The 26,428-nt window shown below is 35.8% G+C and carries 24 protein-coding genes and 1 riboswitch; of the genes, 17 read left to right on the top strand and 7 right to left on the bottom strand.

Annotated elements, in window-relative coordinates; genetic code table 11:
• The first annotated feature begins 185 nt into the window (after positions 1–185).
• Positions 186–1,967 carry a carboxypeptidase-like regulatory domain-containing protein gene (locus tag ODR02_RS03550; RefSeq protein ID WP_309511640.1) on the top strand — a complete coding sequence of 594 codons (1,782 nt, stop codon included), beginning with the start codon at positions 186–188 and terminating at the stop codon, positions 1,965–1,967.
• Between the two features lie 61 nt (positions 1,968–2,028).
• Here ODR02_RS03550 and ODR02_RS03545 read toward each other — a convergent pair whose 3' ends face one another.
• The 3 genes from ODR02_RS03545 to recJ all read right to left on the bottom strand — a co-directional run bounded on the left by ODR02_RS03545 (position 2,029) and on the right by recJ (position 4,882).
• Positions 2,029–2,367: a DUF3817 domain-containing protein gene (locus ODR02_RS03545; RefSeq protein ID WP_079240268.1), complete on the bottom strand. Its 339-nt coding sequence runs from the start codon at positions 2,365–2,367 to the stop codon at positions 2,029–2,031.
• Between the two features lie 84 nt (positions 2,368–2,451).
• Positions 2,452–3,036, bottom strand: a complete 585-nt coding sequence (gene nadD, locus ODR02_RS03540; protein WP_209786143.1) for a nicotinate (nicotinamide) nucleotide adenylyltransferase — start codon at positions 3,034–3,036, stop codon at positions 2,452–2,454.
• Between the two features lie 133 nt (positions 3,037–3,169).
• Entirely contained in the window at positions 3,170–4,882 is a 1,713-nt protein-coding gene (gene recJ, locus ODR02_RS03535; protein WP_209786142.1) for a single-stranded-DNA-specific exonuclease RecJ, read from the bottom strand.
• A 109-nt stretch (positions 4,883–4,991) separates the two neighbouring features.
• Here recJ and ODR02_RS03530 point away from each other — a divergent pair, with 109 nt between their 5' ends.
• Positions 4,992–5,804, top strand: a complete 813-nt coding sequence (locus ODR02_RS03530) for a M48 family metalloprotease (protein ID WP_209786141.1) — start codon at positions 4,992–4,994, stop codon at positions 5,802–5,804.
• 81 nt (positions 5,805–5,885) lie between these two features.
• On the opposite strand, the gene ODR02_RS03525 is transcribed toward ODR02_RS03530, so the two are convergent.
• Positions 5,886–7,508, bottom strand: a complete 1,623-nt coding sequence (locus tag ODR02_RS03525; RefSeq protein WP_209786140.1) for an ABC-F family ATP-binding cassette domain-containing protein — start codon at positions 7,506–7,508, stop codon at positions 5,886–5,888.
• Positions 7,509–7,629: 121 nt separating this feature from the next.
• On the opposite strand from ODR02_RS03525, the gene smpB reads away from it, so the two are divergent.
• The 5 genes from smpB (at position 7,630) to ODR02_RS03500 (ending at position 12,367) form a co-directional block, all read left to right on the top strand.
• On the top strand, positions 7,630–8,088 hold the full coding sequence (gene smpB / locus ODR02_RS03520; RefSeq protein ID WP_105683426.1) for an SsrA-binding protein SmpB: 459 nt from the start codon (positions 7,630–7,632) through the stop codon (positions 8,086–8,088).
• A 77-nt stretch (positions 8,089–8,165) separates the two neighbouring features.
• The gene (locus ODR02_RS03515) at positions 8,166–9,677 is read left to right on the top strand and encodes an OmpA family protein (RefSeq protein WP_209786139.1); all 1,512 of its coding nucleotides are present in this window, start codon (positions 8,166–8,168) and stop codon (positions 9,675–9,677) included.
• Positions 9,678–9,772: 95 nt separating this feature from the next.
• Positions 9,773–10,513, top strand: a complete 741-nt coding sequence (locus ODR02_RS03510) for a YebC/PmpR family DNA-binding transcriptional regulator (RefSeq protein ID WP_105683368.1) — start codon at positions 9,773–9,775, stop codon at positions 10,511–10,513.
• A 57-nt stretch (positions 10,514–10,570) separates the two neighbouring features.
• Complete coding sequence (locus ODR02_RS03505) at positions 10,571–11,395, top strand: UDP-2,3-diacylglucosamine diphosphatase (RefSeq protein WP_105683369.1); 825 nt, start codon at positions 10,571–10,573, stop codon at positions 11,393–11,395.
• The gene (locus ODR02_RS03500; RefSeq protein ID WP_309511639.1) at positions 11,396–12,367 is read left to right on the top strand and encodes a glycosyltransferase family protein; all 972 of its coding nucleotides are present in this window, start codon (positions 11,396–11,398) and stop codon (positions 12,365–12,367) included.
• On the opposite strand, the gene ODR02_RS03495 is transcribed toward ODR02_RS03500, so the two are convergent.
• Positions 12,356–12,646, bottom strand: a complete 291-nt coding sequence (locus ODR02_RS03495) for a GNAT family N-acetyltransferase (RefSeq protein WP_105683371.1) — start codon at positions 12,644–12,646, stop codon at positions 12,356–12,358. The genes ODR02_RS03500 and ODR02_RS03495 overlap by 12 nt on opposite strands.
• A 162-nt stretch (positions 12,647–12,808) precedes the next feature.
• Entirely contained in the window at positions 12,809–13,558 is a 750-nt protein-coding gene (locus ODR02_RS03490; RefSeq protein ID WP_209786136.1) for an RDD family protein, read from the bottom strand.
• A 28-nt stretch (positions 13,559–13,586) separates the two neighbouring features.
• Between ODR02_RS03490 and ODR02_RS03485 the strand changes: the two genes are divergently transcribed.
• The 8 genes from ODR02_RS03485 (at position 13,587) to ODR02_RS03450 (ending at position 20,871) form a co-directional block, all read left to right on the top strand.
• Positions 13,587–14,570 (top strand): stage II sporulation protein M, encoded by a 984-nt coding sequence (locus tag ODR02_RS03485; protein ID WP_105683373.1) that lies wholly within the window; start codon positions 13,587–13,589, stop codon positions 14,568–14,570.
• Positions 14,554–15,516, top strand: coding sequence for a DUF4013 domain-containing protein (locus tag ODR02_RS03480; protein WP_309511638.1), 963 nt, complete (start codon positions 14,554–14,556; stop codon positions 15,514–15,516). Before ODR02_RS03485 ends, ODR02_RS03480 begins: the two co-directional genes overlap by 17 nt.
• The gene (locus ODR02_RS03475) at positions 15,509–16,300 is read left to right on the top strand and encodes a DUF4129 domain-containing protein (protein WP_309511637.1); all 792 of its coding nucleotides are present in this window, start codon (positions 15,509–15,511) and stop codon (positions 16,298–16,300) included. Before ODR02_RS03480 ends, ODR02_RS03475 begins: the two co-directional genes overlap by 8 nt.
• A gap of 11 nt (positions 16,301–16,311) precedes the next feature.
• Positions 16,312–17,469 carry a hypothetical protein gene (locus ODR02_RS03470; protein WP_309511636.1) on the top strand — a complete coding sequence of 386 codons (1,158 nt, stop codon included), beginning with the start codon at positions 16,312–16,314 and terminating at the stop codon, positions 17,467–17,469.
• 118 nt (positions 17,470–17,587) lie between these two features.
• Entirely contained in the window at positions 17,588–18,619 is a 1,032-nt protein-coding gene (locus ODR02_RS03465) for an AAA family ATPase (protein WP_309511635.1), read from the top strand.
• Positions 18,620–18,683: 64 nt separating this feature from the next.
• A complete protein-coding gene (locus tag ODR02_RS03460; protein WP_309511634.1) occupies positions 18,684–19,034 on the top strand; it encodes a four helix bundle protein in 351 nt (116 codons plus the stop codon).
• A gap of 67 nt (positions 19,035–19,101) precedes the next feature.
• On the top strand, positions 19,102–20,424 hold the full coding sequence (locus ODR02_RS03455; protein ID WP_209786130.1) for a DUF58 domain-containing protein: 1,323 nt from the start codon (positions 19,102–19,104) through the stop codon (positions 20,422–20,424).
• A 27-nt stretch (positions 20,425–20,451) separates the two neighbouring features.
• Complete coding sequence (locus ODR02_RS03450) at positions 20,452–20,871, top strand: OsmC family protein (RefSeq protein ID WP_209786129.1); 420 nt, start codon at positions 20,452–20,454, stop codon at positions 20,869–20,871.
• A 78-nt stretch (positions 20,872–20,949) separates the two neighbouring features.
• Here ODR02_RS03450 and ODR02_RS03445 read toward each other — a convergent pair whose 3' ends face one another.
• The gene (locus ODR02_RS03445) at positions 20,950–23,565 is read right to left on the bottom strand and encodes an MGH1-like glycoside hydrolase domain-containing protein (RefSeq protein ID WP_309511633.1); all 2,616 of its coding nucleotides are present in this window, start codon (positions 23,563–23,565) and stop codon (positions 20,950–20,952) included.
• A gap of 188 nt (positions 23,566–23,753) precedes the next feature.
• Positions 23,754–23,861, top strand: a riboswitch (SAM riboswitch).
• A gap of 60 nt (positions 23,862–23,921) precedes the next feature.
• Here ODR02_RS03445 and ODR02_RS03440 point away from each other — a divergent pair.
• The gene (locus ODR02_RS03440) at positions 23,922–24,866 is read left to right on the top strand and encodes an alpha/beta fold hydrolase (protein WP_309511632.1); all 945 of its coding nucleotides are present in this window, start codon (positions 23,922–23,924) and stop codon (positions 24,864–24,866) included.
• A complete protein-coding gene (locus ODR02_RS03435; protein WP_309511631.1) occupies positions 24,866–26,404 on the top strand; it encodes an ACT domain-containing protein in 1,539 nt (512 codons plus the stop codon). Before ODR02_RS03440 ends, ODR02_RS03435 begins: the two co-directional genes overlap by 1 nt.
• Positions 26,405–26,428: the final 24 nt, after the last annotated feature.

Genomic DNA, 26,428 nt, shown 5'->3' with positions numbered 1-26,428 from the left:
AAAATTACATTAAAAATATTGCTTGCTTAACCTTTCTGTATAATAAGACAAATAACTGATGTTAATTGTTACATCAAACCAAAAAATTAATGAAGATTTTTTTTTTTAAAATGAAGAAAAATAATAAAATAGGTAGGTGATGGTATTTTATTATTAATTTAGTGAAAACTAAAAATTAATGCCATATGAGAAAATTTTACCTTTTATTTTTATTCTTTATCTTGTTATTTTCCTGTAAAAGTGAATCTTTCGTAGAAATAGATGAAAAACCATCAGATTCTCCATCTAATTATAATTTTGGGAATACAGCACAAAAGAATTTTCAGGGTCTCGTTCTTGATACAAGCGGAAATCCGGTTTCCGGAGCAACAGTTACCATTGGAGCTAATACGGCAACAACTAACCTTAAAGGCCTTTTTACCTTGAAGAATGCTTCGGTAAAAGAAAATTTTGCCCATGTAAAAGTAACAAAAGCAGGCTTTGTAAATGCATCACGGGTTTTAGTTCCTACCAACGGAATAAATAGAGTGAATATCATGATGATTCCTGTAACCACAACAGCTACAATTGCCACAGGCTCTATCTCTACCGTTTCATTACCTAACGGAACTAAAGTAAAATTCGATGGAAGTTTTAAAGATGCCAACGGAAATACCTATTCAGGAAATGTGAGCGTGGGAGTTTTTCACCTGGCACCATCCAACCCATATCTTAATGAATTAATGCCGGGATCTTTTTTGGCAACCAACTCAGCAGGAAATGCCAGAGTGATGGAAACTTTTGGGATGCTCCATGTACAATTAACAGGAAGTTCCGGGCAGAATCTTCAGATTGCAAACGGCCATAACGCAGAAATTACTGTTCCGGTAGATGCTGCACAAACGTCCAGCTCACCAGCCACAATACCATTATGGTCCTATAATGAAGACACCGGAATGTGGAAAGAAGAAGGCTCTGCAACAAAGATGGGAAATACCTATGTAGGAACAGTAAGTCATTTTTCCTGGTGGAATTGTGATGCACAGTTTTCACAGGCAACCTTGAAAGTAACAATAAAAAATGCAGCAGGGCAGGTTTTGCCCAATGTTAAGGTAGCTTTAATGAGAATTTCTCAAGCATATGAAACTTACGGGATGACAGATAATGCAGGAATGGTCTATGGAATTGTTCCGGCAGGTGAGGTTCTTAGCTTAAAAGTTTATGATGTTTGTAACAATGTAATTTATGCATCAAACGTAGGCCCGTTTTCAACTGGAGTCATAACGACTATTTCAGATATTGTTGTAAACCCTTCTGCATCTACCAACTACACCATTCAGGGAGTTCTGAAAACATGTGCCAATGCCAATGTGAGTGATGGTTATGTAGAATTGAAACCAACAGTAAGTACAAATTATTTCCAGTATATGTCAGTCCCGGTAGATAATAACGGAGGTTTTACATTCAATACTTATTCATGTACACCAAATCCACAGTTTAGATATGAAGGATTTGATAACGTTAATTTATTGAGTACCAATGATGTTACTTTCACGGCCACATCTACGACAGTAAATTTGGGGAATATCATGGCTTGTAATTCTGTGAATGAATTTATAAATTATAAAATTGATAATCAGCCTGTTATTAATTTGTCAGGACCGTTCAATGCGCAATGGACAGGGCTTACTTCTACATCACCTAATCTGCCAGCTAAACAATTAAGAATAATTTCTATAAATCCAATTGGCCCCACTTTCTTTATGACCCAAAACAATATGACGGGAGTGGCAGCAAGCTTTACTTCATATTACGGGTTCGAATTTTCTGGAGGTTCTATTACATCAAATAATGGAAATTTGGTTGTCGATATAACTTCTTTTGGAGCTTTAGGAGACTACATTGATTTTACCGTTAATGGAACATACACCGATAATTCAGGAAATCATACCTTCACAGCAACAGGGCATGTGAAACGGGATTTCTAATCATCGTAGTAAAAATAAAAAGGACCGAAAAGGTCCTTTTTTTATGTAATATATCTATTATTTATTCTCTGTCGAATCGGGCTAGCTTTTTATCTACCCAAACCGTTGCAAAAGGGAAGAATGCAGATAATAAAGCAAAAACAAAATCTTCATCATCCCAATTATAAATTTTTCTTGCCGGAAGGCAGAGCAAAAGATAAAGAGTGAAAAATAATCCGTGTAAACTGCCAATAACGCTGATGAAGATAATAGAATATAAATTTTCATCATATCGTATCCAGATCATCGCAACACCATACAGTAAAAGACATGAAATGGCTTCTGCAAGACAAATCTGTTTAAACCATTTGATAATTTTTTCCTGAGAATATTTTGAGAAAAGTTTTTCGATGAAGTCCATTTCTTGAGTTATGAGGTGAGAGTTAAAAGGTAAGAGTCTTTCTCCGGCTTTCAGTTTTTAGCCTCTCATTTCTGATTTGCAAAATTACTTATAAAAACTGCTACCATCCAAATATTCAAAAACTTCAGGTGGAAGCATAGGTCTTACATTTTTACCATCCCTGACCATATTACGGATTTCTGTAGCGGAAAGTTCTATTACCGGAGCCTTGATGAGAGAGATATTTTCATGCTGTAAATAGTCAGAATCTTTTTTCTCTCCTTCAAATACTCTCGGATAAACAATGATATGATGATTTTTGATCAGCGTATCAGAATTTTTCCATTTGTGAAGGCCTTTCAGATTATCTTCTCCCATAATCAGACTGAAAGAATAATCAGGATATTTTTCATGAAGATAAGTAAGGGTATCTATAGTATAACTAGGCTTAGGAAGGGAGAACTCAACATTTGAAGCTCTCATATTGGGGTAATTCTTTACGGCAAGCTGTACCATATCAAGTCTGTTATGGTCATTCAGTAAAGATTTTTTGTCTTTAAACGGATTTTGTGGACTTACCACAAACCAAAGCTCATCCATATCAGAATTTTCCAGAATATAATTGGCCAGAATAAGATGCCCGATATGAATAGGATTGAATGATCCGAAAAATAAACCGATTTTTTTCATTTTTTGTTAGGGAGTAGGTAGCTGATAATAGGTGATAGTACTTTAAAATATAAACAAGGAAATCAAGTTTTTAGGTTGACAGAGTTTCCTGTTGATTCTGATTTTGCCTGCAACTTAAATCCTGCAACCTCAGTTACTCTCTGAATTTTACATCTTTGATATTGAGATAATGGGTCACATTGCCTTTCCAGTGATTTTCTTCCAGGGTAAAAGCAAGATCGAAATTTTTATTTTTAAAATCCTCAACAAACTGTCCCAGTTTGAATCCTACACATTCAATATTTCGTCCCGTAGATTCCTGTCTGATATAAAATTTCAGGTGATTATTATCTTTTCCCATTGTTTTTACATACCCGGAAAGCTTCTGGTCCGTTAATGTAAAAATAGGTTTCATATTATGAGGTCCAAAGGGTGCCAGCTTTCTGTGGAAATTGATAAACTCTCTGTTGATCTCATCAACTTTAATTTCCGTGTCAATAGTAATAGATGGTTCTTTTTGATGCTCTTTGATTTTTTCAGAAACAATTCTTTCAAATTTTTCCTTGAAAGCATCAAACTTATCTTTCTCCATCGAAAGTCCGGCGGCAGCATGATGACCTCCGAATTTAAGAAAATATTCAGAACACATATCCAGCGCTTCATGTACATCAAAATCAGAAACAGATCTTGCTGAAGCTACCATTTCCCCATTATTACCATCGGTAAATACAAGAGTTGGTTTGTAATACGTTTCAATAAGTCTGGAGGCTACAATACCAATTACTCCTTTATTCCATTCAGGATGATAAACGATGGTGGTATGTTTGGTCTCTTGCTGGGATTCTATAATCTGATTCAGGGCTGAAAGTGTGGAATTCATATCCAGTTCACGCCTTTCATCGTTAAGGTTCATGATATCATTTACAATCTGATTCGCATGTTTCAGATTGTCGGAAACCATAAGTTCTACGGCTGCTTTACCATGAGAAATTCGTCCTGCAGCATTAATTTTAGGAGCTATTTCAAAAACAATATTGGAAATTTCAAAATGAGAAAGCTTATCCTCAGGGATCAATAATCTTAAACCAAGATTTCTGGTTTTTCTGAGGGTTTTTAATCCCATTTTAGCCAAAACTCTGTTTTCTCCTGTCATGGAAACAATATCTGCGGCAATTGAGATGGCCAACAGGTCTGTCAGTTCAAATAACTCTGCATCCGGTAATTTATAGATTGTATTAAGTCCCTGGCAAAGTTTAAAACCAACACCACATCCTGAAAGTTCTTTGAAAGGATATCGGCAGTCACTTCTTTTAGGGTCAAGTACAGCGGCTGCATTGGGAATCTCTTCGCCCGGAAGGTGATGGTCACAAATAATAAAATCAATATCCAGATTACTGGCATAGTTGATCATATCAATTGCCTTAATTCCACAGTCGAGAGCAATGATTAATGAAAAACCATTTTCTTTGGCGAAATCAATTCCTTCCGTGGAAATTCCATACCCTTCAGAATTTCTGTCCGGAATATAATAGTCCAGATATTTTTTCTCAACAATTTTGCTGAGGTATAGGTACATCAAGGCAACTGCTGTGGTTCCGTCCACATCATAGTCACCATATACCAATATTTTTTCACCATTTTCAATTGCAGTGGCAATACGCTCTACGGCTTTTTGCATGTCTGCCATTAAAAACGGATTGTGTATATCGTTAAGATTAGGTTTGAAGAATTCTCTGGCCTTTTGATAATTGTCAATTCCCCTAAGAACGAGGACTTTAGATTCAAAAGTACCAAAACCAAGTGACGAACTTAGTCTGTCCACAACTTCCTCATCGGGTTCAGGCTTGTAAATCCATTTTTGACTCATTTCACAAAAATAAGGAAAAAAAATAGCATTCTGTGAAGAACTGAAACGAAGTTTTGACTTAATAATTGTTAAAAAAAAGCTACCTTCGTGCTCCAAATTTTAAATGACTATGAAAAAAATTACTCTATGCCTTCTTTTAGTGGGGGCTGCGTATTCGATCAACGCACAGAAAATTAACCTCGGAAAAGCTGCCGGAATGGTTTCAAATAGTGCAAAAGCCTTAACATTTACCAACGAAGATGCGATCAAATTATCCAAAGAATCTGTAGATTGGATGGATAAAAATAACCCTGTAGCAGGACCAAAAGATCCATACACTGTGAGACTGAACAAATTGTTTGGAAAACACAAATCTCAGGACGGTCTGAACTTAAACTATAAAGTCTATAAAGTGAAAGATATCAATGCATTTGCCTGTGCAGACGGAAGCGTACGTGTATTCTCTTCATTAATGGATATCATGACTGATAATGAATTACTCGCTGTAATCGGACACGAAATAGGTCACGTAAAAAATCAGGATACCAAAGATGCGATGAAATCAGCTTACCTGAAGGCTGCTGCTTTAGATGCCGCATCATCAGCTTCTTCTGCTGTAGCTACTCTTAATGAAACTCAGGTAGGAAAGATGGCCAATGCATTTTTAGATGCTTCCCACAGTAAAAAACAGGAGTCGGAAGCAGATACTTACTCTTATGATTTTATGAAAGCGAATAAATATGATGTAGTAGGAGCTTATACGGCATTCAAAAAGCTAGCTTTACTTTCAGAAGGAAGTACACAAACGAATTTTGAGAAAATGTTCAATTCTCACCCGGATAGTAATAAAAGGGCAGAGGCTGTTAAAAAGAAAGCTGAAAAAGAAGGGTTATGGAAAGATCCGGGAACGGTTTCTTTACCTACAGCAAAATTGACGAAATAATTATTTTATTTATTGTTTAAACAAAAATACCTCAAAGCACAGCTTTGAGGTATTTTTATATAGATTTTAATGTTGTTCGGATTAAGAATACATTTTTTCTCTTAATTCTTTTACCTTTTTATCAGCAAGGTATTCGTCATACGTCATTTCTCTGTCGATGATTCCTGCAGGAGTCAGTTCAATGATTCTGTTACAGACTGTTGAGAGCATTTCGTGGTCATGAGATGCCAGTAAAAGATTTCCTTTGAAGTTGGATAAAGAGTTGTTCAAAGTGGTGATACTTTCAAGGTCTAAGTGGTTGGTTGGTTCATCCAGTAAAAGAACGTTAGCTTTCTGAAGCATCATTCTACTGAACATACATCTCATTTTTTCACCTCCTGAAAGTACTTTACATGATTTTAAAGCCTCGTCACCTGAGAAAAGCATTCTTCCCAAAAATCCTCTTACGAATTCTTCGTGGCGCTCTTCGTCATTTTTTGTAAACTGTCTTAACCAGTCCACTAAACTTAGGTCTTCCTGGAAGAAATTGGTGTTGTCCAAAGGCATGTGAGACTGATTGGTAGTAACTCCCCAAGCAACAGTTCCTTTGTCAGCCTGAACATTTCCGGCTAGAATCTCAAAAAATTCTGTAATTGCTAAAGAGTTTTTAGAAAGTACAGCTACTTTATCTCCTTTTTTAAGGTTTAAATCAATATTAGAGAATAGTAATTCTCCATCTTTTGTTTTCTCAAGACCTTTTACATCTAGAATCTGATCCCCGGCCTCTCTTTCCATTTCGAAAATAATGGCAGGATATCTTCTTGAAGATGGTTTGATATCGTCAATATTTAATTTGTCGATCATTTTCTTTCTTGCAGTAGCCTGTTTTGCCTTAGCAACGTTAGAACTGAATCTGGCGATGAAATCCTGAAGTTCTTTTTTCTTCTCTTCAGCTTTCTTGTTTGCCTGAGCTCTTTGTCTTGTTGCCAGCTGAGATGCCTGATACCAGAAAGAGTAGTTCCCTGTATAAAGGTTAAGCTTAGAATAATCAAGGTCACCAATGTGTGTACAAACCGTATCTAAGAAGTGACGGTCGTGAGATACAACAATTACTGTGTTTTCATAGTCTGCAAGGAAATCCTCCAACCATGAGATGGTATCAATGTCAAGGTCATTGGTAGGCTCGTCCAGAATCAATACATCAGGATTTCCGAAAAGTGCCTGAGCCAAAAGAACCTTTACTTTGTCTTTGTTCTCGAGTTCACCCATCAGCTGCCAGTGCATATCATCAGTGATTCCTACGTTAGAAAGCATCGTCTGAGCATCAGATTCTGCTGTCCATCCTCCCATTTCATCATAAACTACACCTAGTTCACCGGCTTTAATACCGTCTTCGTCAGAGAAATCTTCTTTTGCGTATAACGCATCCATTTCCTCTTTTATCTCAAATAATTTCTTATTACCTCTTAAGACCGCTTCAAGAACAGTAAACTGATCATAAGCAAAGTGATCCTGCTCCAAAACTGACATTCTTTTCCCTGGTTCCAGAGATACGTGTCCTGTTGTAGGATCCTGCTTTCCTGTTAATATTTTCAGGAATGTAGACTTTCCCGCACCGTTTGCTCCGATGATTCCGTAGCAGTTTCCTTTGGTAAACATAATATTTACCTCGTCAAAAAGAATTCTTTTCCCGAATTGTAAAGATAAGTTAGATACTGTTAACATATAGTTTTGTAAATTTGGCGCAAAAATACGAAAAGAATTTGGGTATTTTGTAATATTATAATAGTCAAGTTTTTAAATGTATGGTATTTTTTATATATTTCATTAACGAAATTTTAAAATGATGAAGATTGAGAAAACAGTTAACATATTAAACAAAAGAGCCCGCTTTGAGTATGAAATTCTTGAAGAATACGAAGCCGGAATGGTTTTGACGGGTACAGAAATAAAATCTTTACGTTCATCCAAAGCATCTATAACAGAATCGTTCTGTCAGTTTATTGATGGGGAATTGTACATCATCAACATGATGATTGATGAGTATAAATTAGGAACTTTTTACAATCATAAAACAAAAAGGGAACGGAAATTGCTCTTGCACAAAAAAGAATTACAAAAACTTGAAAAAAAGTTAAAGGATGCTGGGAACACCATAGTACCTTTAAAATTATATATCACTGAAAGAGGGAAAGCGAAGGTGCTGATAGCGCTTGGTAGAGGGAAAAAGCTTTTCGATAAAAGGGAAGCAATAAAAGATAGAGAAAATAAACGGAACCTCGACAGAATATTAAAGAAAAGTTAAAAATCATTTGAAAAACTTTGTATATAAAGAAAAATTATATTTATTTTGCATTATCAATTATTTAATCATTTAATTCTATGAAAAATCTAAAATTAGGAATTTCAGCATTGGCGCTTACTGTTGCCTCTACTGTTTTCGCACAGACTACCAACAATCCGTGGTTAATCGGAGTTGGTGCTCATGCTGAAAACCATGTAGCAGCAAGAGGTAACTTCAGTAATACGTTCTCTGCTAACAATTTGACAAAAAGTATGTTCAATGTGAACAACTTTTCTATTACACCTCCACTATCTAAGTTAACAGTTGCTAGAAACGTTGGTAAAGGTTTAGTAATTGACTGGCAAACTTCTGTTGGAAATGTTGAAAACAAAAGATTCAACATGGGGAAAGAATTTTTCCTAATGACAGGTCTTGGTTTCCAGGCTCACGCTGCAGGTCTTTTATGGAACGAAGAATCTTGGTTTGATCCATATTTAAGAGTTGGTGCTAACTACTTAAGACATGACTATACAGCTCTTACTTTCCCTAGAACATCTGTTGATGCTAACGGTAACGCAATCGAAACTGTAACTAACGGTAAGGATGGTAATGAAAACGGTAAAGCTAACCACTTTACTGTAGCTACAGGTGCTGGTGCTAACTTCTGGGTAACTAAAAACTTCGGTCTTGGTGTACAAGGAGATTACGTATCAACTCCAGGTGACAAATCTACTGTTGCTAACTTTTGGCAAGCTTCTGCTTCTATCTTATTCAGATTTGGAAACAGAGACAGAGATAAGGATGGTATCCTAGATAAAGATGACCTTTGTCCAGATACTCCAGGTTTACCAGAATTCCAAGGATGTCCTGATACTGACGGTGACGGAGTTCCAGATAAAGACGATCAATGTCCAGAAGTGGCAGGTCCAGTTGAAAACAACGGATGCCCTTGGCCAGATACTGACGGTGATGGTGTAATCGACAAAGATGACGCTTGTCCTACAGTAGCAGGTCCTGCTGAAAACAATGGTTGTCCTTGGCCAGATACAGACGGTGACGGTATCCTAGATAAAGATGATGCTTGTCCTACTGTTCCAGGTCTTCCAGAATACAACGGATGTCCTAAACCAAAAGAAGTAACAGCTACTGATGTTGAGAAAAACCTTAAGAGTGTATACTTCGATTTCAACAAAGCTACAATCAAGCCTGAATCTAAAGGAGCTTTAGATACTGCTTCTGAAATCATTAAGAAAGATGGTGGTAGATTCCTATTAGTTGGTGAAACTGACAAAAAAGGAAGTGATGCTTACAACTTGAAATTATCTAAAGAAAGAGCTGCTTCTGTAGTTGCTGCTTTAGATGCAAGAGGTGTAGATATCAACGCATTAAAATCAGTTGGTATTGGAGAGCAAAATGCTAAAGTTGCAGAATCTGCTTCTGATGCTGAAAGACAAGCTGATAGAAAAGTAACTGTTAGATACATTGGTGATGACAGCGAATGGAACAAATATCAGAAATCTGATGTTGTTGCTCCAGCGAAAAAAGCTACTAAAAAAGCTACTAAAAAAGCTCCAGCTAAGAAAAAAGCTGCTGCTAAAAAGAAAAAATAATTAATTTTTCTAAATAATGAATACCTCCAATTTGATTGGAGGTATTTTTTTTTTGTTGACTTTTGAGTAATTTTGTTGGAAATTTAAAAATTAAAATGGGAAGAGCATTTGAATATAGAAAAGCGTCTAAAATGGCCAGATGGGATAAAATGGCCAAAACATTCTCTAAAATAGGAAAGGATATTGCATTAGCTGTAAAAGCTGGTGGAACAGATCCGGAATCCAATCCGGCCCTGAGAAGATGTATCCAGAATGCGAAAGGAGCAAACATGCCTAAGGATAATGTAGAACGTGCAATTAAGAAAGCTAGTGGTGCTGATGCTGAGAACTATGAAGAAATCACATATGAAGGTTACGGACAAGGTGGTGTTGCTTTTTTTGTAGAATGTACTACAAACAATACAACAAGAACGGTTGCCAACGTAAGAGCTGTTTTCAATAAGTTTGATGGTAACCTTGGGAAAAATGGTGAACTGGCATTTATCTTCGACAGAAAAGGAATTTTCACAATTGATTTGGCTCAGATCAAAATGGATTGGGATGATTTTGAAATGGAAATGATTGATGGCGGTGCTGAAGACGTAGAAAAAGACGAAGAGGAAGTAATGATTACAACTGCTTTTGAAGATTTCGGTTTGCTATCTCACAAGTTAGATGATCTGGGGATTGAAGCAAAAAGTGCAGAACTTCAAAGAATTCCAAACAATACAAAAGAAGTTAATGCAGAACAGTTCAAAGCTAATATGAAAATGCTTGAACGTTTCGAAGAGGATGACGACGTGCAAAACGTTTACCACAACATGGAAATCACAGAAGAGCTGATGAACTCTTTATAAAAAATAATATAGCATTCATATACAGTTAATTTTCAATTAGTTTCTTTGTACAAAACTATGAAAAGAAACGTTGAATTAGTTGTTATATCGGATGTTCATTTGGGAACTTATGGATGTAAGGCTAAAGAATTGTTGAGATATCTCAATTCCATCCAGCCTAAAACTTTAGTTTTAAACGGTGATATTATTGATATCTGGCAGTTTAAAAAGTCTTACTTCCCTAAACCTCATTTGAAAGTAATCAGAAAGATTCTTTCATTGGCTACCAAGAACACAGATGTCTATTACATTACAGGCAATCACGATGAAATGTTCCGTAAGTTCACAGATTTTGAATTGGGAAAGCTGAAAGTCTGTAATAAGATCTGTCTGAATATTGATCAGAAAAAGACCTGGATATTTCATGGAGATGTTTTCGATGCATCCGTCCAGCATTCAAAATGGATCGCCAAACTTGGCGGAAAAGGGTATGACCTTTTAATTGTTATCAATAATGTTGTAAATTGGTTCTTAGAAAAAATGGGTAAAGAGAAATACTCGTTTTCGAAAAAGATCAAAAACAATGTGAAAAAAGCAGTAAAATATATCGGTGATTTTGAACTGACCGCTTCTGAGCTGGCTATTGACAATCACTATGATTATGTGGTGTGTGGCCATATCCACCAGCCACAGATTCGTGAGGTGGTTAATAAAAAAGGATCCTGCACTTATCTGAATTCAGGTGACTGGATTGAAAATCTCTCTGCTTTAGAATATCATGATAAAGAATGGAAGATTTTTTATTATGACGAGCATAAACATTTACTGAAAGATGATGAAGTAGAAGACATTCCTGAAATGGATAATTCTGCGCTTTTAAAAATTGTAACCAACTTTTCCTAAATGAAGATTTTGTATGCATTCCAGGGTACTGGAAATGGCCACGTTGCCCGAGCACAGGAAATTATTCCTCTTCTCAAAAAATATGCATCTGTTGATACCCTGATCAGTGGACACCAGTCGCAATTAAAGGCTGATTTCGACATTAATTACCAATACAGGGGTATTTCACTTCTTTATAACAAAACAGGCGGTTTATCCTACCGAAAAACGTTCACGGAAAATAAATTCTTTGAAGCTGCCAAAACAATCAGAGAACTGGAACTCTCCCGATATGATTTAATAATTAATGATTATGAGCCTTTGACAGGCTGGGCTTCCAAGCTGAAAAAGCTCCCGATGATAGAGCTTAGCCATCAGGCTTCCATGAGTTTTGCGGAAACACCCAAGCCAAAGGAAAAGGATTTTCTGGGTGAAATGATTTTAAAATACTACGTTCCCAGTGAAAGGAAAATCGGGTTTCATTTTGAAAACTATCATCCACAGATTAAAAAACCTGTGATCAGAAGAAAAATAAGAAATCTTAATCCTTATAAACAGGGATATTATCTTGTTTACCTTCCCAGTTTTGCAGATGAAAATATCATTAAGGTTTTAAGAAAGATTCCTGTGGAGTGGAAAGTATTTTCAAAATACAGCAAGGTACAGGTAAAAGTAAAAAATGTAGAAGTATTTCCTATAGATGAAAGCCAGTATCTGAAATATTTCGAAGGATGCGAGGGAATATTATGTAACGCAGGTTTTGAAACTCCGGCAGAAGCACTGTTTATGGATAAAAAACTATTTGTGATTCCTATCCACAATCAATATGAACAGGAATGTAATGCATGTGCTCTGGACAAAATGGGGATTCCCAATTCCAAGGTTTTAGATCTTCAGGAAATTATGGAGTGGGTAGCTTCTGACCATCATCTAAAAGTGGATTATCAGGATGATATTGAAGATATCTTGCTCAATGAAGTTTTAATTCTTTAAAAATATATCGTCCACATCACTCATTCTCATCATTACGGATCTTGCGTAAGAACAGTGAGGATATACTTTCCAGTTGTTTTCTCTGGCAAATCTGATGGCTTCTTCTACTAAAAATTTTCCCATTCCTCTTCCTTCAAATTCCGGATGTACAAGTACAAAAGAAATAATGAATTTATGGTCTTCAGGAAAAATGGTATAGGTAAGCCTACCAACTTCTTTTATTTCGTTATTTAAAGTAAGAACTCCGCCGTTTCCGGATTTATTGTTTTCAAATTTCATAATTCTGAACTTTAGGATTAAAGATACAAAAATTGCACCGACCTTTGCACAATCAACAATCAACAATCAACAATCAACAATCAACAATCAATGGTCAATTTATAATACTATCAATTCTCGATTGACAATTCACTTGCGAAGCAAAATTCACGATTGACCGGACTAATTATCTTTCCCCGTATAATAGTTATAATCCTTAATAATAACATTAATAAACTGTCTTTCCGTCATTTTAGTGGCGTCTACTTCCAGTTTCAGAATGCTTTTGATTTTATCAGACAGTTTACTGATGATCTGGCGGTCATCAACTTTTAAGGCTTTTGTATAGTTATCTTTGATGATCCTCATATCATTATCACTCAAAGCAATTACCTGTGGGAAAGAAGGGATATAATTTTCATGGATATTCTCCAGGATGGTATGGGAGATATTGATATTGTTTTTTAGAGAAATAACAGCTGTTCCGGAAGCAATGTCACCCAAACGCTGGTTGTTTTTAGAAACAATCATAGAAATAAGTCCTACTACTCCGGCAAATGAAACATCTACAATTCTGAAAACCCAACGGATCATATAATCCGCGAAACTGGCCTGGTAACCGTCAATCTTTACCACTTTGATTTTCATGAGTTTTTTACCGGGAGTTTGCCCTTCCATAAGGCTTTCCAGTACAAGAGGATAAATATAAATAGGGAAAGTAAGAATGAGATATACCGCTCGTATGGACCAGTCATCAAGGCCATCTAACAAATATCCCAAATCGAAAATATTGAAGAACAAATACAGGATAATCACCACATAAGCAATCCTGATCAGAAGATCAATAATGAAGGCAAGCATCCTTTCTCCTACGCCTGCAATATTAAAATTAATATTTACATTTTGTGAGGTATTTATCGCAATTTGAGACATATTTTTTATTATTTTAGCCTTAACAATTATGAGAGAAGTTTATTTCATTAAACAAAATAAAGAAAAATGGTTGGGAATAGAACAGGTTATTCAAGGGAAAATTAAAAAAAATCCTGATGACCTGTCTTCATTGTATATAAACCTGATCAATGATCTTTCTTTTGCCCAGACTTATTATCCTAAAAGCAATACTACAGTTTATCTGAATCATTTATCTGCCCAGATTTTCCAGAAGATCTATAAAACAAAAAGGGTAGAGGAGAACAGGTTCATTTATTTTTTCAAAACTGAGGTCCCATTGCTGATGTATCAGTACCGGAGATATCTGATGTATGCGTTTCTTTTTTTCATATTATTTACTTCAATAGGAGTACTTTCTGCCATTTACGACAAAGACTTTGTGAATATTATTTTGGGGGAAGGATATGTAAACGAAACCATTGAAAATATTAAAAATAATAATGCTGTAGGGGTTTATCAGAGCGGAAGTACCTGGGGCAGTACAATCGGGATTATTTTCAATAATATTCAGGTAGGGGCAAAACTTTATATTTATGGAATTGCAGGAGGAGTAGGGACATTATTTGCATTGCTTTCCAACAGTGTGATGCTGGGAGCTTTCCAATACTTTTTCTATGATTATGGAGCATTGAAAGACAGTGCAAGAGGAATATGGCTTCATGGAGTTTTTGAAATTTTTGCGATGGTAGTAGAAGCGATGTGCGGATTGATTCTGGGAGCTTCTATTTTATTTCCGAGAACATTTTCAAGATTCAACTCTTTTAAAAAAGGATTTAAAGATTCATTTAAAATATTTTTAAGTACAGTTCCTTTCACTATTTGTGCGGGGATCATAGAAGGTTATGTCACAAGACATGCACTGAAGATGCCTTTGTTTCTGAACATAATCATTATTTTTGGTTCACTGGCAATTATAGGATTCTACTATTTTGTATATCCGTCTGTTGTCTATAAAAAAACTAATAAGCACATCAATGATACAATTTTATAAAAAAAGAGATTTTGGAACTTTTATCAGTGACAGTTTCAATTTTTTCAAATTATACGGAAAGAATTACTTTAAAAACTATATCCTGATCAATGGCTTACTGTTGATTTTAATGATAACTGTTGTAGTATTTGGGTATAAAGAACTCTTTTCACAGATATTCGGATCTAATCTAGGCGGTGAGAGCTATTATTTTGAACAATATTTTTCAGAAAACTCCGGTATGCTGATTACCGTAGGGCTGCTTACCTTCCTGCTTTTCATGGTTCTGATGATCGTCAATTATCTGTATCCGGTCTTTTACTTAAAAAGAATTGCACAAGGTGCAGAAAAGATAAAAGCTGATGAAATTCTGGGTGACTTTAAGAATAATGCCGGAAGAATTGCGAAGCTGTGTCTGGGAATGATCTTTATTGTTACTCCGATCATATTGTTCGTCGTAGGGTTTTCTTACATCCTTATTTTTATTATTATCGGATTGTTCCTGATAATGCTTCTTTATCCTACCATATTTAATTTCACTACATTTCTGATGTATGATTATTTTAATTCGGATAGAGGTTTCTGGGAAAGCCTGAGCTATGCTTTAAGATCACAGTTTTCTTACCCGAATGGCAGTGAAAAATCACCATACTGGAAATATTGGGGTGCTGCATTTGTAATGTTTATTATTATTTACATTGTAACCTCAATCTTCACATTTATTCCGATGATATTCTTTTACGGATCGCTCCTTACGACAACACCGGATGGAAACTTTGAACAAAATCCTTTTACCGGAACGGTCGGCATTTTGTTTTTTGTTTTCTACGGAATTTCAATGCTGCTTTCATTTTTTCTTTCAAACCTGATGTATGTGAATGCAGGATTAATGTATTACGACAGTAGAACAGACCTTCATCAGAAAGTAGAACTTGCAGAAATAGACACGATTGGAATCAATGAATAAAATTCTTTTTTTATTACTGCTTTTTTTCTCTCTTGGGTTGGTTCGCGCTCAGGACGACAATCCTACTGCTGATGATCTGGTAGATTCATTATATACAACCGGGCATTATAGAAATATGCTGCGTGCAGATTCTGTACTGATGAAATATCCGGTATCAGAAAATGAGGTGTATCCGAAAACATTCAAAGAAAATATTCCATCAAGATATAAAGGAAATGAGTTTGATTATTCAGTATCAAAACCTAGGGAATCTTTCTTTCAAAAGTTGATGCGAAAGCTTAATCAGATTATACAGGGAATTTTTGGTGAAACCACATTAACGAAGTCTGCAGAGTTTACAACGGTTCTTATTCGTCTGTTTGCCATTATTCTTGTAGGTTTTCTGCTTTACTTCATTATTAAATACATCATGGGAAGAGATGGAAATTTTATTTTTGGTAAAAAGAATAAAAAGCTGGATCTTAACGTTCAGGAACTCCATGAGAATATCCATGAAATCAATTTCCCTGAAAGTATTGCAAAATTTGAACATGTAGGAGATTACCGTTCAGCAGTCCGTTATCAGTTTCTGTTTATTCTTAAAAAACTGAGTGACAAAAAACTGATTAACTGGAATCCGGAAAAAACCAATAAGGATTATGCCACAGAGATAAAGGCTCCCCATCTGAAAAACGATTTCTCTAATCTGTCTTATATTTTTGATTATGTCTGGTATGGAGAATTCAGTATTGAAGAACAGAGCTACCAGAAATTTAAAAATCAGTATCAGGCATTTAAACCATAACAATAACAACCATGAATAAAACTTTCAAAACATATGCTGCAATTTTCATCATTGTGATGGTTATTCTGGCATTGCTTGAAGTTAACAAAAAAGAAACGACAGACTGGCGCAAGAATTTTGATATCAATGAAAAATCTCCGTTCGGACTGTTTGTTTTTAATAATGAAGCGAAAGCTCTTTTTAATAATAACCTGAAGAAAATTGAGCAGGTTCCTTACGAATACTACAGCCAGCATAAAAAACAAGCCCACAATATTGTTGTTATTGAAAACAACCTCGATGGAGAGTCATGGAAAAAGATACTGACTCAGGTGTCTGAAGGCTCAGATGCTTTTTTGATGGTAACCCGTATGCCTAAAGAAATTTCAGACAGCATCGGATATTACGATTCCGAGATCTCTTTTGAAGAAGAAAATGTATTGAAACTGACTGATAAAAAATTTCAGAATGATTTTATTAAACTGGATAAATTTCCGTCAGGTAGAGGATTTTCATTTATAAAACCTAAAGTGGAAGTTTTAGGAAAAACGGTGGAGAAAAAAAATACAGATCAGGCCAACTTTATTAAAGTAAAGTTTGGAAAAGGAACTATTTATGCTCACTCTGAACCTCTTTTTCTGACCAATTATTATCTTCTGAAACCTGGGAATACCAAATATGCACAGGATGTATTTTCCTATCTTCAGGATAGAGAAACTCTTTGGTTTGTATCCAACAAAAGTTCAACATCACGTTTCTTTATGAGATTTGTATTGTCAAATCCGTCTTTAAAATATGCCTGGTGGGTGTTTTTAGGAGGACTTGTCTTGTTTATTTTCTTTAATGCAAAAAGAAAACAGAGAATAGTACCTGTCACAGAGCCATTAAGAAATACTTCCCTGGATTTTGTGAAAAGTATTGGAAATCTGTATCTTCAGGAAGGTGATTTTCATGATATGATGGCAAAGAAAGCTCAATATTTTCTGAACAAAGTGAGAATGGATTTGTTGATAGACACCCAGAATATAGATGAAGAATTTGCCAAAAAACTGCATCTGAAAACCGGAAAAACCATGGAGATGATCAATGAAGCTATACTGCTTATCAAAAAAGCGCAGGATCCTTACGCCAGTGTAATGAAAGAAGACCTTACAAGGATTAATAAACTCCTTGATGAAATATTTAAATAATATAATAATTAGATAATAATATAACGATGCAGCGAATGATAATGACAATCATGAGTATTCCCAGGAAGGGATGTAATTATTGCATTGATAATCGTTAGATCGGTAAATAAATTTTATTATGGAAAACTTTGATAACCCCAATATAGAAAACCAAAGCTCTATCAATCTTAATAAACAGGAAGAGCAGTTTCAGTCGAGAATTGATATGATTGAACTTCGTGCAAGCCTGGAGAAAGTAAAATCTGAGATCGGGAAAGTAATTGTAGGACAGGAGAAGATGATTGAGCATCTTTTAGCGGCATTGCTTTCAAACGGGCACGTCCTTATTGAAGGTGTTCCGGGAGTCGCCAAAACGATCACCGCAAAATTACTGGCCAAAACAATTGATGTAGGTTTCAGCAGAATTCAGTTTACACCGGATCTGATGCCTTCCGATATTCTGGGAACATCCGTATTTAATGTGAAAAACTCTGAGTTTGAATTTAAGAAAGGGCCTATTTTTTCCAACTTCATCTTGATTGATGAGATCAACAGATCGCCTGCAAAAACACAGTCAGCATTATTTGAAGTAATGGAAGAAAGGCAGATCACCATGGATGGTACCCGCTATATTCTGGAAGAACCTTTCCTGGTTATAGCGACTCAAAACCCTATTGAGCATGAAGGAACATACAGACTTCCGGAAGCTCAGTTAGACCGTTTTTTATTCAAAATCAATGTAGGATATCCTAATCTTGAGCAGGAAATTGCCATCATTAAAAATCAGCACGAAAGTAAAAAAGAAGATAAAACAGAAGGAATCAACCGTGTTATCACCGCTGAACAGTTGAAAAACTACCAGAATCTGGTAAAAGAAATCATTGTGGAAAATCAGCTGATGGAATATATTGCTAAGATTATCATCAACACAAGAGAAAACCAATTCTTATATCTGGGTGCTTCTCCGAGAGCTTCACTGGCACTTCTTACGGCATCGAAAGCCTTTGCTGCTATAAAAGGAAGAGACTTTGTAACGCCTGAAGATATTAAAGAAGCAAGCTACGCTGTTTTAAGACACAGAGTCATTGTATCTCCGGAAAGAGAAATGGAGGGGCTTACTGCCGATGAAATTATCCGCCAGATTTTGGAAGGAATAGAGATTCCTAGGTAGGGAGTAGTTAATAGGTGGCAGGTAGCAGGTGGTGAATGTTTAAATAGTTACAAAATTATTATATATGGCAAACTTTAAAGAACTTTTAGTCTGGCAGAAGTCTATTGATTTTGTGACGGAAGTTTATAGAACTACTGAAATTTTTCCTAAAGCCGAAATCTATGGATTAGTATCACAGATCAGACGAGCCGCCATTTCTATACCATCTAATATTGCCGAAGGAAACTCTAGACGAAGTAAACCAGATTATCTGCAATTTTTAAAAATATCAAGAGGCAGTTGTGCAGAAGTAGAAACACAATTAGTTATTTCAAAAAATCTCAATTTTTTAAGCGAAGATGAGTATTTAAAATTAAATGAAAGGATTATAGAAATATCTAAAATGTTGAATGGGTTAATTAATTCCCTGCAATAATAATGAATGTGAAAAAGTTAAAAAACGACCCCCTAAAACCTTTCATCTGCAACCTGCAACCTAACCAATGAAAAACTTATACATCAATACACGTTTCTTTTTTACACTCATCGGAGTGGGGATTCTGTATGTTCTGGCATTTTTCTTTCCGGTGCTGATGTGGGCAGCCCATATCGTACTGTTGATCTGTTTTCTGGCAGCAATGGTAGATTTTCTGTTGCTTTTTAATCAAAAGAATGCATTGCAGGCTCAAAGGATTCTGCCGGAAAAGCTGTCCAACGGAGATGAGAATTTTGTGAAAATTGATATTAAAAATAATTACAGCTTTAGCATAAGCACCAAGATTATTGATGAAATTCCGTTCCAGTTTCAGAAAAGAGATTTTTTGATTGAAAAACAAATTGCTTCCGGAGCAAATACATTCTTTCAATACTCACTGGAGCCCAAGGAAAGAGGAGAATATAATTTTGGAGGCTTAAATATCTATGCATCTTCCCCATTAGGACTGATCTCAAAAAGATTCATTTTCCAGAAAGATGCGATGCTGCCTGCTTATCCGTCTTTTATTCATCTCAGAAAATATGAACTCATGGCGATTCAAAGTGAGTTTTTATTGGGTGGAATCAAAAAAGTCAGAAAGCTGGGACACACTATGGAATTTGAGCAGATTAAAGAATATGTACCCGGAGATGATATCAGAACAATCAACTGGAAAGCAACCTCCAAAACAAATCGTCTAATGGTCAACCAGTTTCAGGATGAAAAATCGCAGCGTATTTTTATGTTGATTGATAAAGGACGAACCATGAAAATGCCTTTCAACGGATTAAGCTTACTGGATTATTCAATCAATGCCACGATGGCCTTATCTCATATTATTTTAAGAAAAGGTGACAGAGCCGGTATGATGACTTTTTCTAAAAAAGCTGAAAATAAAATTGCTGCTGATAATAAATCAGGACAACTGAAAAAAATCTCCGAAGCTCTTTATAATATTAAAACAGATTTCTTTGAAAGTGATTTCAACCGTTTGTATCAGGATGTAAAATATTCTATCAATCAAAGAAGCTTAATTCTGCTTTTTACCAATTTTGAAACGTTGGACGGATTGAACCGACAATTGAAATATCTCCGGGGAATTGCTAAAAACCATTTGCTGGTAGTTGTATTTTTCAAAAACTCAGAACTGCAGACGCTGATCAACAAAAATCCTGAAAATATGCAGGAAATTTATGATGAGATCATTGCTGAAAAGTTCGAATTTGAAAAGAAACTGATCATTCAGGAACTCCGCAAATACGGAATCTATACCGTTTATACCCTTCCGGAAAATTTGAATATTGATGTTATCAATAAATATCTGGAGATAAAAGCGAGAGGAATTTTATAACTTTGTAGAAGCAATAAGCAATAAGCAATGAAAATTACACTTAACAGAATAAACGACGATTTTTTATTTGAATGTACCAATGCACAAGGGAATTCCATTCTTTTGGATAATACTTCCCAGCCAGGAGCAAAAGGAGTTTCTCCAATGGAAAGTGTACTGATGGCAGTAGCAGGCTGCAGCGGAATTGATGTGGTTTCTATTTTAAAGAAACAGCGTCAGGATATCAAAAGTTTTCAGGCAGAGGTAGAAGGAGAAAGAATACAGGTAGAAGATGCAAAACCTTTTAAGTCAATTACCGTTAAATTCCTTTTAGAAGGAGAAATTGATCCTAAAAAAGCATTAAAGGCTGCAGAACTTTCTTTTGAAAAATACTGTTCTGTATCCAAAACGTTAGAACCTAATGTCGAAATCGGTTACGAAGTCTATGTGAACGGAGAAAAAATATAATCTCTTATTTAAAAATAGAAAAAGCCGGATGAATCATCCGGCTTTTTTATTACTCATTATCTGTTACTGATTACTCATCTAGAAGGTAAGTCTTGGTTTTATCAATTTCGCCACAGTAGCAGTCCATCCTGTTTGGTGAGAAGCTCCTACACCGCGGCCGTTGTCTCCATGGAAATATTCAAAGAAGGTGATATAATCTCTGAAATGCTCATCATAATTGAACTTTGGATTACCTCCATTGAAAGCCCTTTGCCCATGTTCATCCTTTAAAAATATGGAGCAGAGCCTTTTGCTGATGTTTTGTGCCACTTCATCAAGATTTCTTTTATCACCACTTCCGGTTGGAAATTCTACTTTTAAACTATTTCCATAATAAAAATGGAAGCGTTGCAGACTTTCTACAATCAGGAAGTTGATAGGAAACCAGATGGGACCTCGCCAGTTGCTGTTTCCACCAAACATCCGGCTGTCACTTTCTGCAGGAGTATAATACACCATATTTTCTGATCCGTGTACAGAGAATACAAAAGGATTTTCTTCATATACTTTAGACATTGCCCGAATTCCGTAAGAACTTAGAAACTCATTTTCATCCAGCATTCTGGTCAATACCTTTGTCAGTCTGTTTTTTCGCAGAATACTCATCAGGTGTTTTCTTCCATGTCCTTCCTCATCCCAGTGAGAGACCAGTTTGGTGAGTTCCGGTTTATTTTTTAGAATCCATTCCATTCTGGTTTTGAAATTCGGCATCTTTTCCAATAAATGATGATCTACAATTTCAACCGCAAACATAGGAATCAAACCTACAATACTTCTTAATCTTAAAGAAACGCTTTCTCCATTTCCCAGCTGCAGAACATCATAGAAAAATCCGTCTTCTTCATTCCACAGGCCTTTCGTGCTTTCACCCAGATTTTCCATGGCCTCGGCGATATAAAGATAATGCTCAAAAAATTTAATAGCCATATCTTCATATACCTGATAATACTGGGCCAGTTCCATGGCAATACGCATCATATTCAATGCATACATCGCCATCCAGCTTGTGCCATCAGCCTGTTCAAGATGCTGGCCATCCTTTAATTCCATATTCCGGTCAAAGGCTCCGATATTATCAAGACCAAGAAATCCTCCACCAAAGATGTTTTTTCCGTTCTTATCCTTTCGGTTTACCCACCAGGTGAAATTAAGAAGCAGTTTCTGGAATACTTTTTCTAAGAATAGTAAATCCGGTTTTCCATTATTTTTTTCATCAATTTTAAAAACACGGAAGCACGACCACGCATGTACAGGCGGGTTCACGTCACTCATATTCCATTCATAAGCAGGAAGCTGTCCGTTAGGATGCATATACCATTCTTTGGTAAGGAGCAAAAGCTGTCCTTTGGCAAATTCTGCATCTATAATGGAGAAAGGCACACAGTGAAATGCCAGATCCCATGTAGCATACCACGGATACTCCCATTTATCAGGCATGGAAATAATATCTTTATTATGAAGATGATTCCATTCTGTATTTCTTACATATTCATTGAAGTTTCTTGGAGCTTCCAAATTAGGATCTCCTTTCAGCCATTTTCCGATATTGTAATGATAGAACTGCTTATTCCAGAGAAGCCCTGCAAAAGCCTGTCGCTGAACATTTCTTTCATCTTCGTTAACGGTATCATTCTGAATTCCGTTATAAAACTCTTCGGCTTCAGCTTTACGGGTTTCAAAAATAGGGTCAAAGTTTTCAAAAGGCTTATCTTCTTCATCCGGACATAGCCTGAACTCAAAAACTTTTGATTCCCCGCCATCAATAATCTCATCAACAAGAAAAGCAGCTTTGCTTCCTCTTTTTCCAGGATTTACAGTGTTTCCCTGATGAATAATAAAATCATTAATTCCATCCTTAAAATAGGTGTTTTCAAATGGGGGAGCTCCGTAAAGCTTTGGAGTATTGGTTTCATTGTCACAAAATACACTTTGTGCATTTGAATTTCGGGAATACAGTTTTTTGATTGAAATACTGTCGTGTCCAATATTGATACTTCCGTCGTGAGAAGTATTGAGCTCTCCTTTATAAGTATTGTATCCCCATTTCCAGTTGTTTCTAAACCATACAGTAGGAGCCACAAGAATAGGGGCAGCATGCTGACTTCGGTTGCAGACTGTTACTCTGGCCAGAATATCATTGTGATCTGCTTTACAATATTCGATGAAAATATCAAAATATTCATCATTATCGAAAATTCCGGTATCGAAAATTTCATACTCCGGTTCTTTCTTGCTGCGTTTTCCGTTTTCTGCAACAAGCTCATCATAAGGAAATTCATTAATCGGGTATTTATATACCATCTTCATATAGCTATGAGTAGGTGTATTATCCAGATAATAAAAGATTTCTTTGATGTCTTCTCCATGATTCCCCTGAGGGTTACTCAATCCGAAGAATCGTTCTTTTACCATTTTATCTTTCTTATTCCAAAACGAAAAAGCAAAACAGAACAGCTGCTTTACATCAGAAATTCCGGCGATGCCTTCCTCTCCCCAGCGGTAAGTGTAGCTTTCAGCATTATTATGGTTGGTAAAATTCCAGGCGTTTCCGTTTGGGCTATAATCTTCGCGTACATTTCCCCACTGCCGGTTGCTTACATAAGGTCCCCAGTTTTTCCATTTGGTATCTTGTAATCTTTCTTTTTCAGCGGTCATATCTCATCATTTTTCCATACGAAGTTAGTTTTTTTGAGAAGTAATTCCAATTTTTTTCATCTGAATAATTATTAATATAGTCTTGAAATACTTGTGTTTAAGGGCTTTTAAAAATATTAAAATAATTTTTTTTTGAAATTAAAAGAAAAGAACTACCTTTGCACCATTCGTTCATTCAAATATTGAAAATGTTATCAAGAAAGGTTGAGGGATTAGACCCTATGAAACCTTAGCAACCCTTTGTGCAAGCAAAGAAGGTGCTACGTTCTACCAAAATTATTTTGGACAGATAACTTACTGAAGTTCTTTTCAGCCATTTCCTGTGGCATTTTCAATTGTATTAAAATTTAATAGAATTGAAAACAGAACTAAACTATATTAATCTTTCGTATCAAACTTATTCTCAAAAGGAATACAATATCTCATTAAGCTATCAGCTTTTTGGGAAAGATCTGTTTACAGCCCCGATCATTTTAATCAACCATGCTCTTACCGGAAATTCAAATGTATCCGGAGAAAAAGGCTGGTGGAAACAATTGGTAGGAGAAAATCAGATTGTTGATACTGATCAATACACTGTTCTGTGTTTCAATATACCCGGAAACGGATATGACAATTTTTTAATTGAAGACTATGAAGATTTCACTCCTTCAGATATCGCTGCGATATTTCTGAAAGGGCTTGAAGCTTTACATATCAAAAATATATATGCCATTATTGGAGGTTCTCTGGGAGGAGGGATTGCCTGGGAAATGCTTGCCAAGCAGCCGGATCTCGCAGAAATATTTATTCCCATAGCCTGTGATTACAGAACACACGATTGGCTGCATGCCCAATGTCTGGTTCAGAAATTTTTATTGAATGATAAAGAAGAACCATTACAGAAAGCAAGAATTCATGCCATGTTGTGTTACAGAACTCCACAATCACTCAATGACAGATTTCAAAACCAATATAATAAGGAAAATCAACGCCTGGAATCAGAAGACTGGTTGGTTTATCATGGTAATGCATTAAACGAAAGGTTTAGTTTACAAGCGTACAAGCTGATGAATCATCTCCTGATGAATATCAATGCTGATGAAACAGCACTGGAGAGCATACAGGCACGAATGCACATGATCTCCGTAGATACAGACTTATTCTTCCCGGCTTCTGAAATCCGAATGTGTTTTGAAAACTTAAAAGAGAAAAATAAGGATGTTTCTTATCACGAGATCCAATCTATACACGGGCATGATGCCTTCCTAATGGAATATCAACAATTAAATAATATCATAAAAAACATTTTACAGAAGTAATGAAAAATGCTAACGAAATAAAATTTTTGAAGAACAGATCAATCGTCAAATTTGAAGGAGAAGATTTCCTTGGAGAAATCGGGATTGACGGACGTATTTTTAAGGCGCTTACTTTAGCGCGTATCAGTGTAGGAGTAATTTCTCAACAAGCTATAGAAAACGGAATCTCTATTTTGGTTCAGGAAAATGATGCAGAAAAAGCGGTTGCTTGTCTTATTGATGAATTCGAAACAGAAAGGAAATCTGGAAAAGTTTCTCAGATCTATAGTATCAATAATGTTTCTGTGATTGGTTTTGTGGCAGAAGATTTCAATAAAGTCTTTGCTGAACTGGCCAGAAACAATGTTTTCCCATTATTGCTGAATCAGGTAGCCGGAGAAAACAGAGTCAACATCGTAGTGACTTCTTCACAGGATGAGAAAACAAGAAATATCATAGAATCTGAAATTTTCAAAAAACCAAAAACAGTTCATCTGGCAATTATTGGTCACGGAAACGTAGGAAAGACTTTGATAGAACAGGTTTTGGGATCTGCAGAAGAAATTAAGAAACGTAAAAAAATAGATCTTAAAGTAGTTGCTGTAGCCAACTCAAAGAAAATAGCCTTCAATAAAAAAGGATTTGATGCCAATTGGGGGGATGAGGTTTTGGCCGCGCAACATTCTTCTAACGTTGAAGAATTAATTAATTTCTCCAATGAAAATCAACTGGAGAACCTGATCGTTGTGGATAACACTGCAAGTAAGGATTTTGTGAAAAACTATCACGCTTTGGCAGAAAACGGATTCGATTTGGTTTCTTCCAATAAAATTTTCAATACCCTTCCTATTGAGGAATACAGAAAACTAAGATATACGTTGAGTAAAAATAACAGACGTTATCTGTATGAAACTAATGTAGGAGCTGGTCTTCCGTTAATTGACACCATCAAGTTATTACACCTTTCAGGAGAAAATATCACAAGAATCAAGGGCGTATTCTCTGGAACATTGAGCTATGTTTTCAATAATTTTTCTTTGAGAGACGATAAATTTTCAACCATCATCAGCGAAGCTTTGGAAAAAGGGTACACAGAACCGGATCCAAGAGAAGATTTATCCGGAAATGATGTAGCAAGAAAATTATTAATCCTGGCAAGAGAACTGGACTTAATCAATGAATTTGGAGATATCAATATACAAAATCTGGTTCCTGAAAGCCTGCTTGAAGTTTCAAAATCAGAATTCCTTTCAAGATTGGATGAATTGGATGAAGAATACCAGAAAATTAAGGAAAATCAGGAGCCTGGTCATGTGCTGAGATATGTAGGTGATTTACATGGTGATCTGCAGAAAGATAAAGGAGAACTGGATGTGAAACTGATTTCTGTTCCTGCCACTTCAGCATTAGGACAGTTAAAAGGTTCAGATTCCATCTTTGAAATTTATACAGAAAGTTACGGGGAAAATCCGATTGTGATCATGGGAGCCGGAGCCGGAGCCCAGGTAACAGCAAGAGGGGTATTCGGAGATATTTTAAGAGTAAGTGAAACTAAATAATATTTAATATAACAATCTAATAAT

The sequence above is a fragment of the Chryseobacterium sp. CFS2 genome (assembly GCF_036543225.1).
Taxonomy (GTDB): domain Bacteria; phylum Bacteroidota; class Bacteroidia; order Flavobacteriales; family Weeksellaceae; genus Chryseobacterium; species Chryseobacterium culicis_A.
The sequence above is the reverse complement of the archived record's forward strand: the minus strand, read 5'-3'. Positions and strand labels throughout refer to the sequence as shown.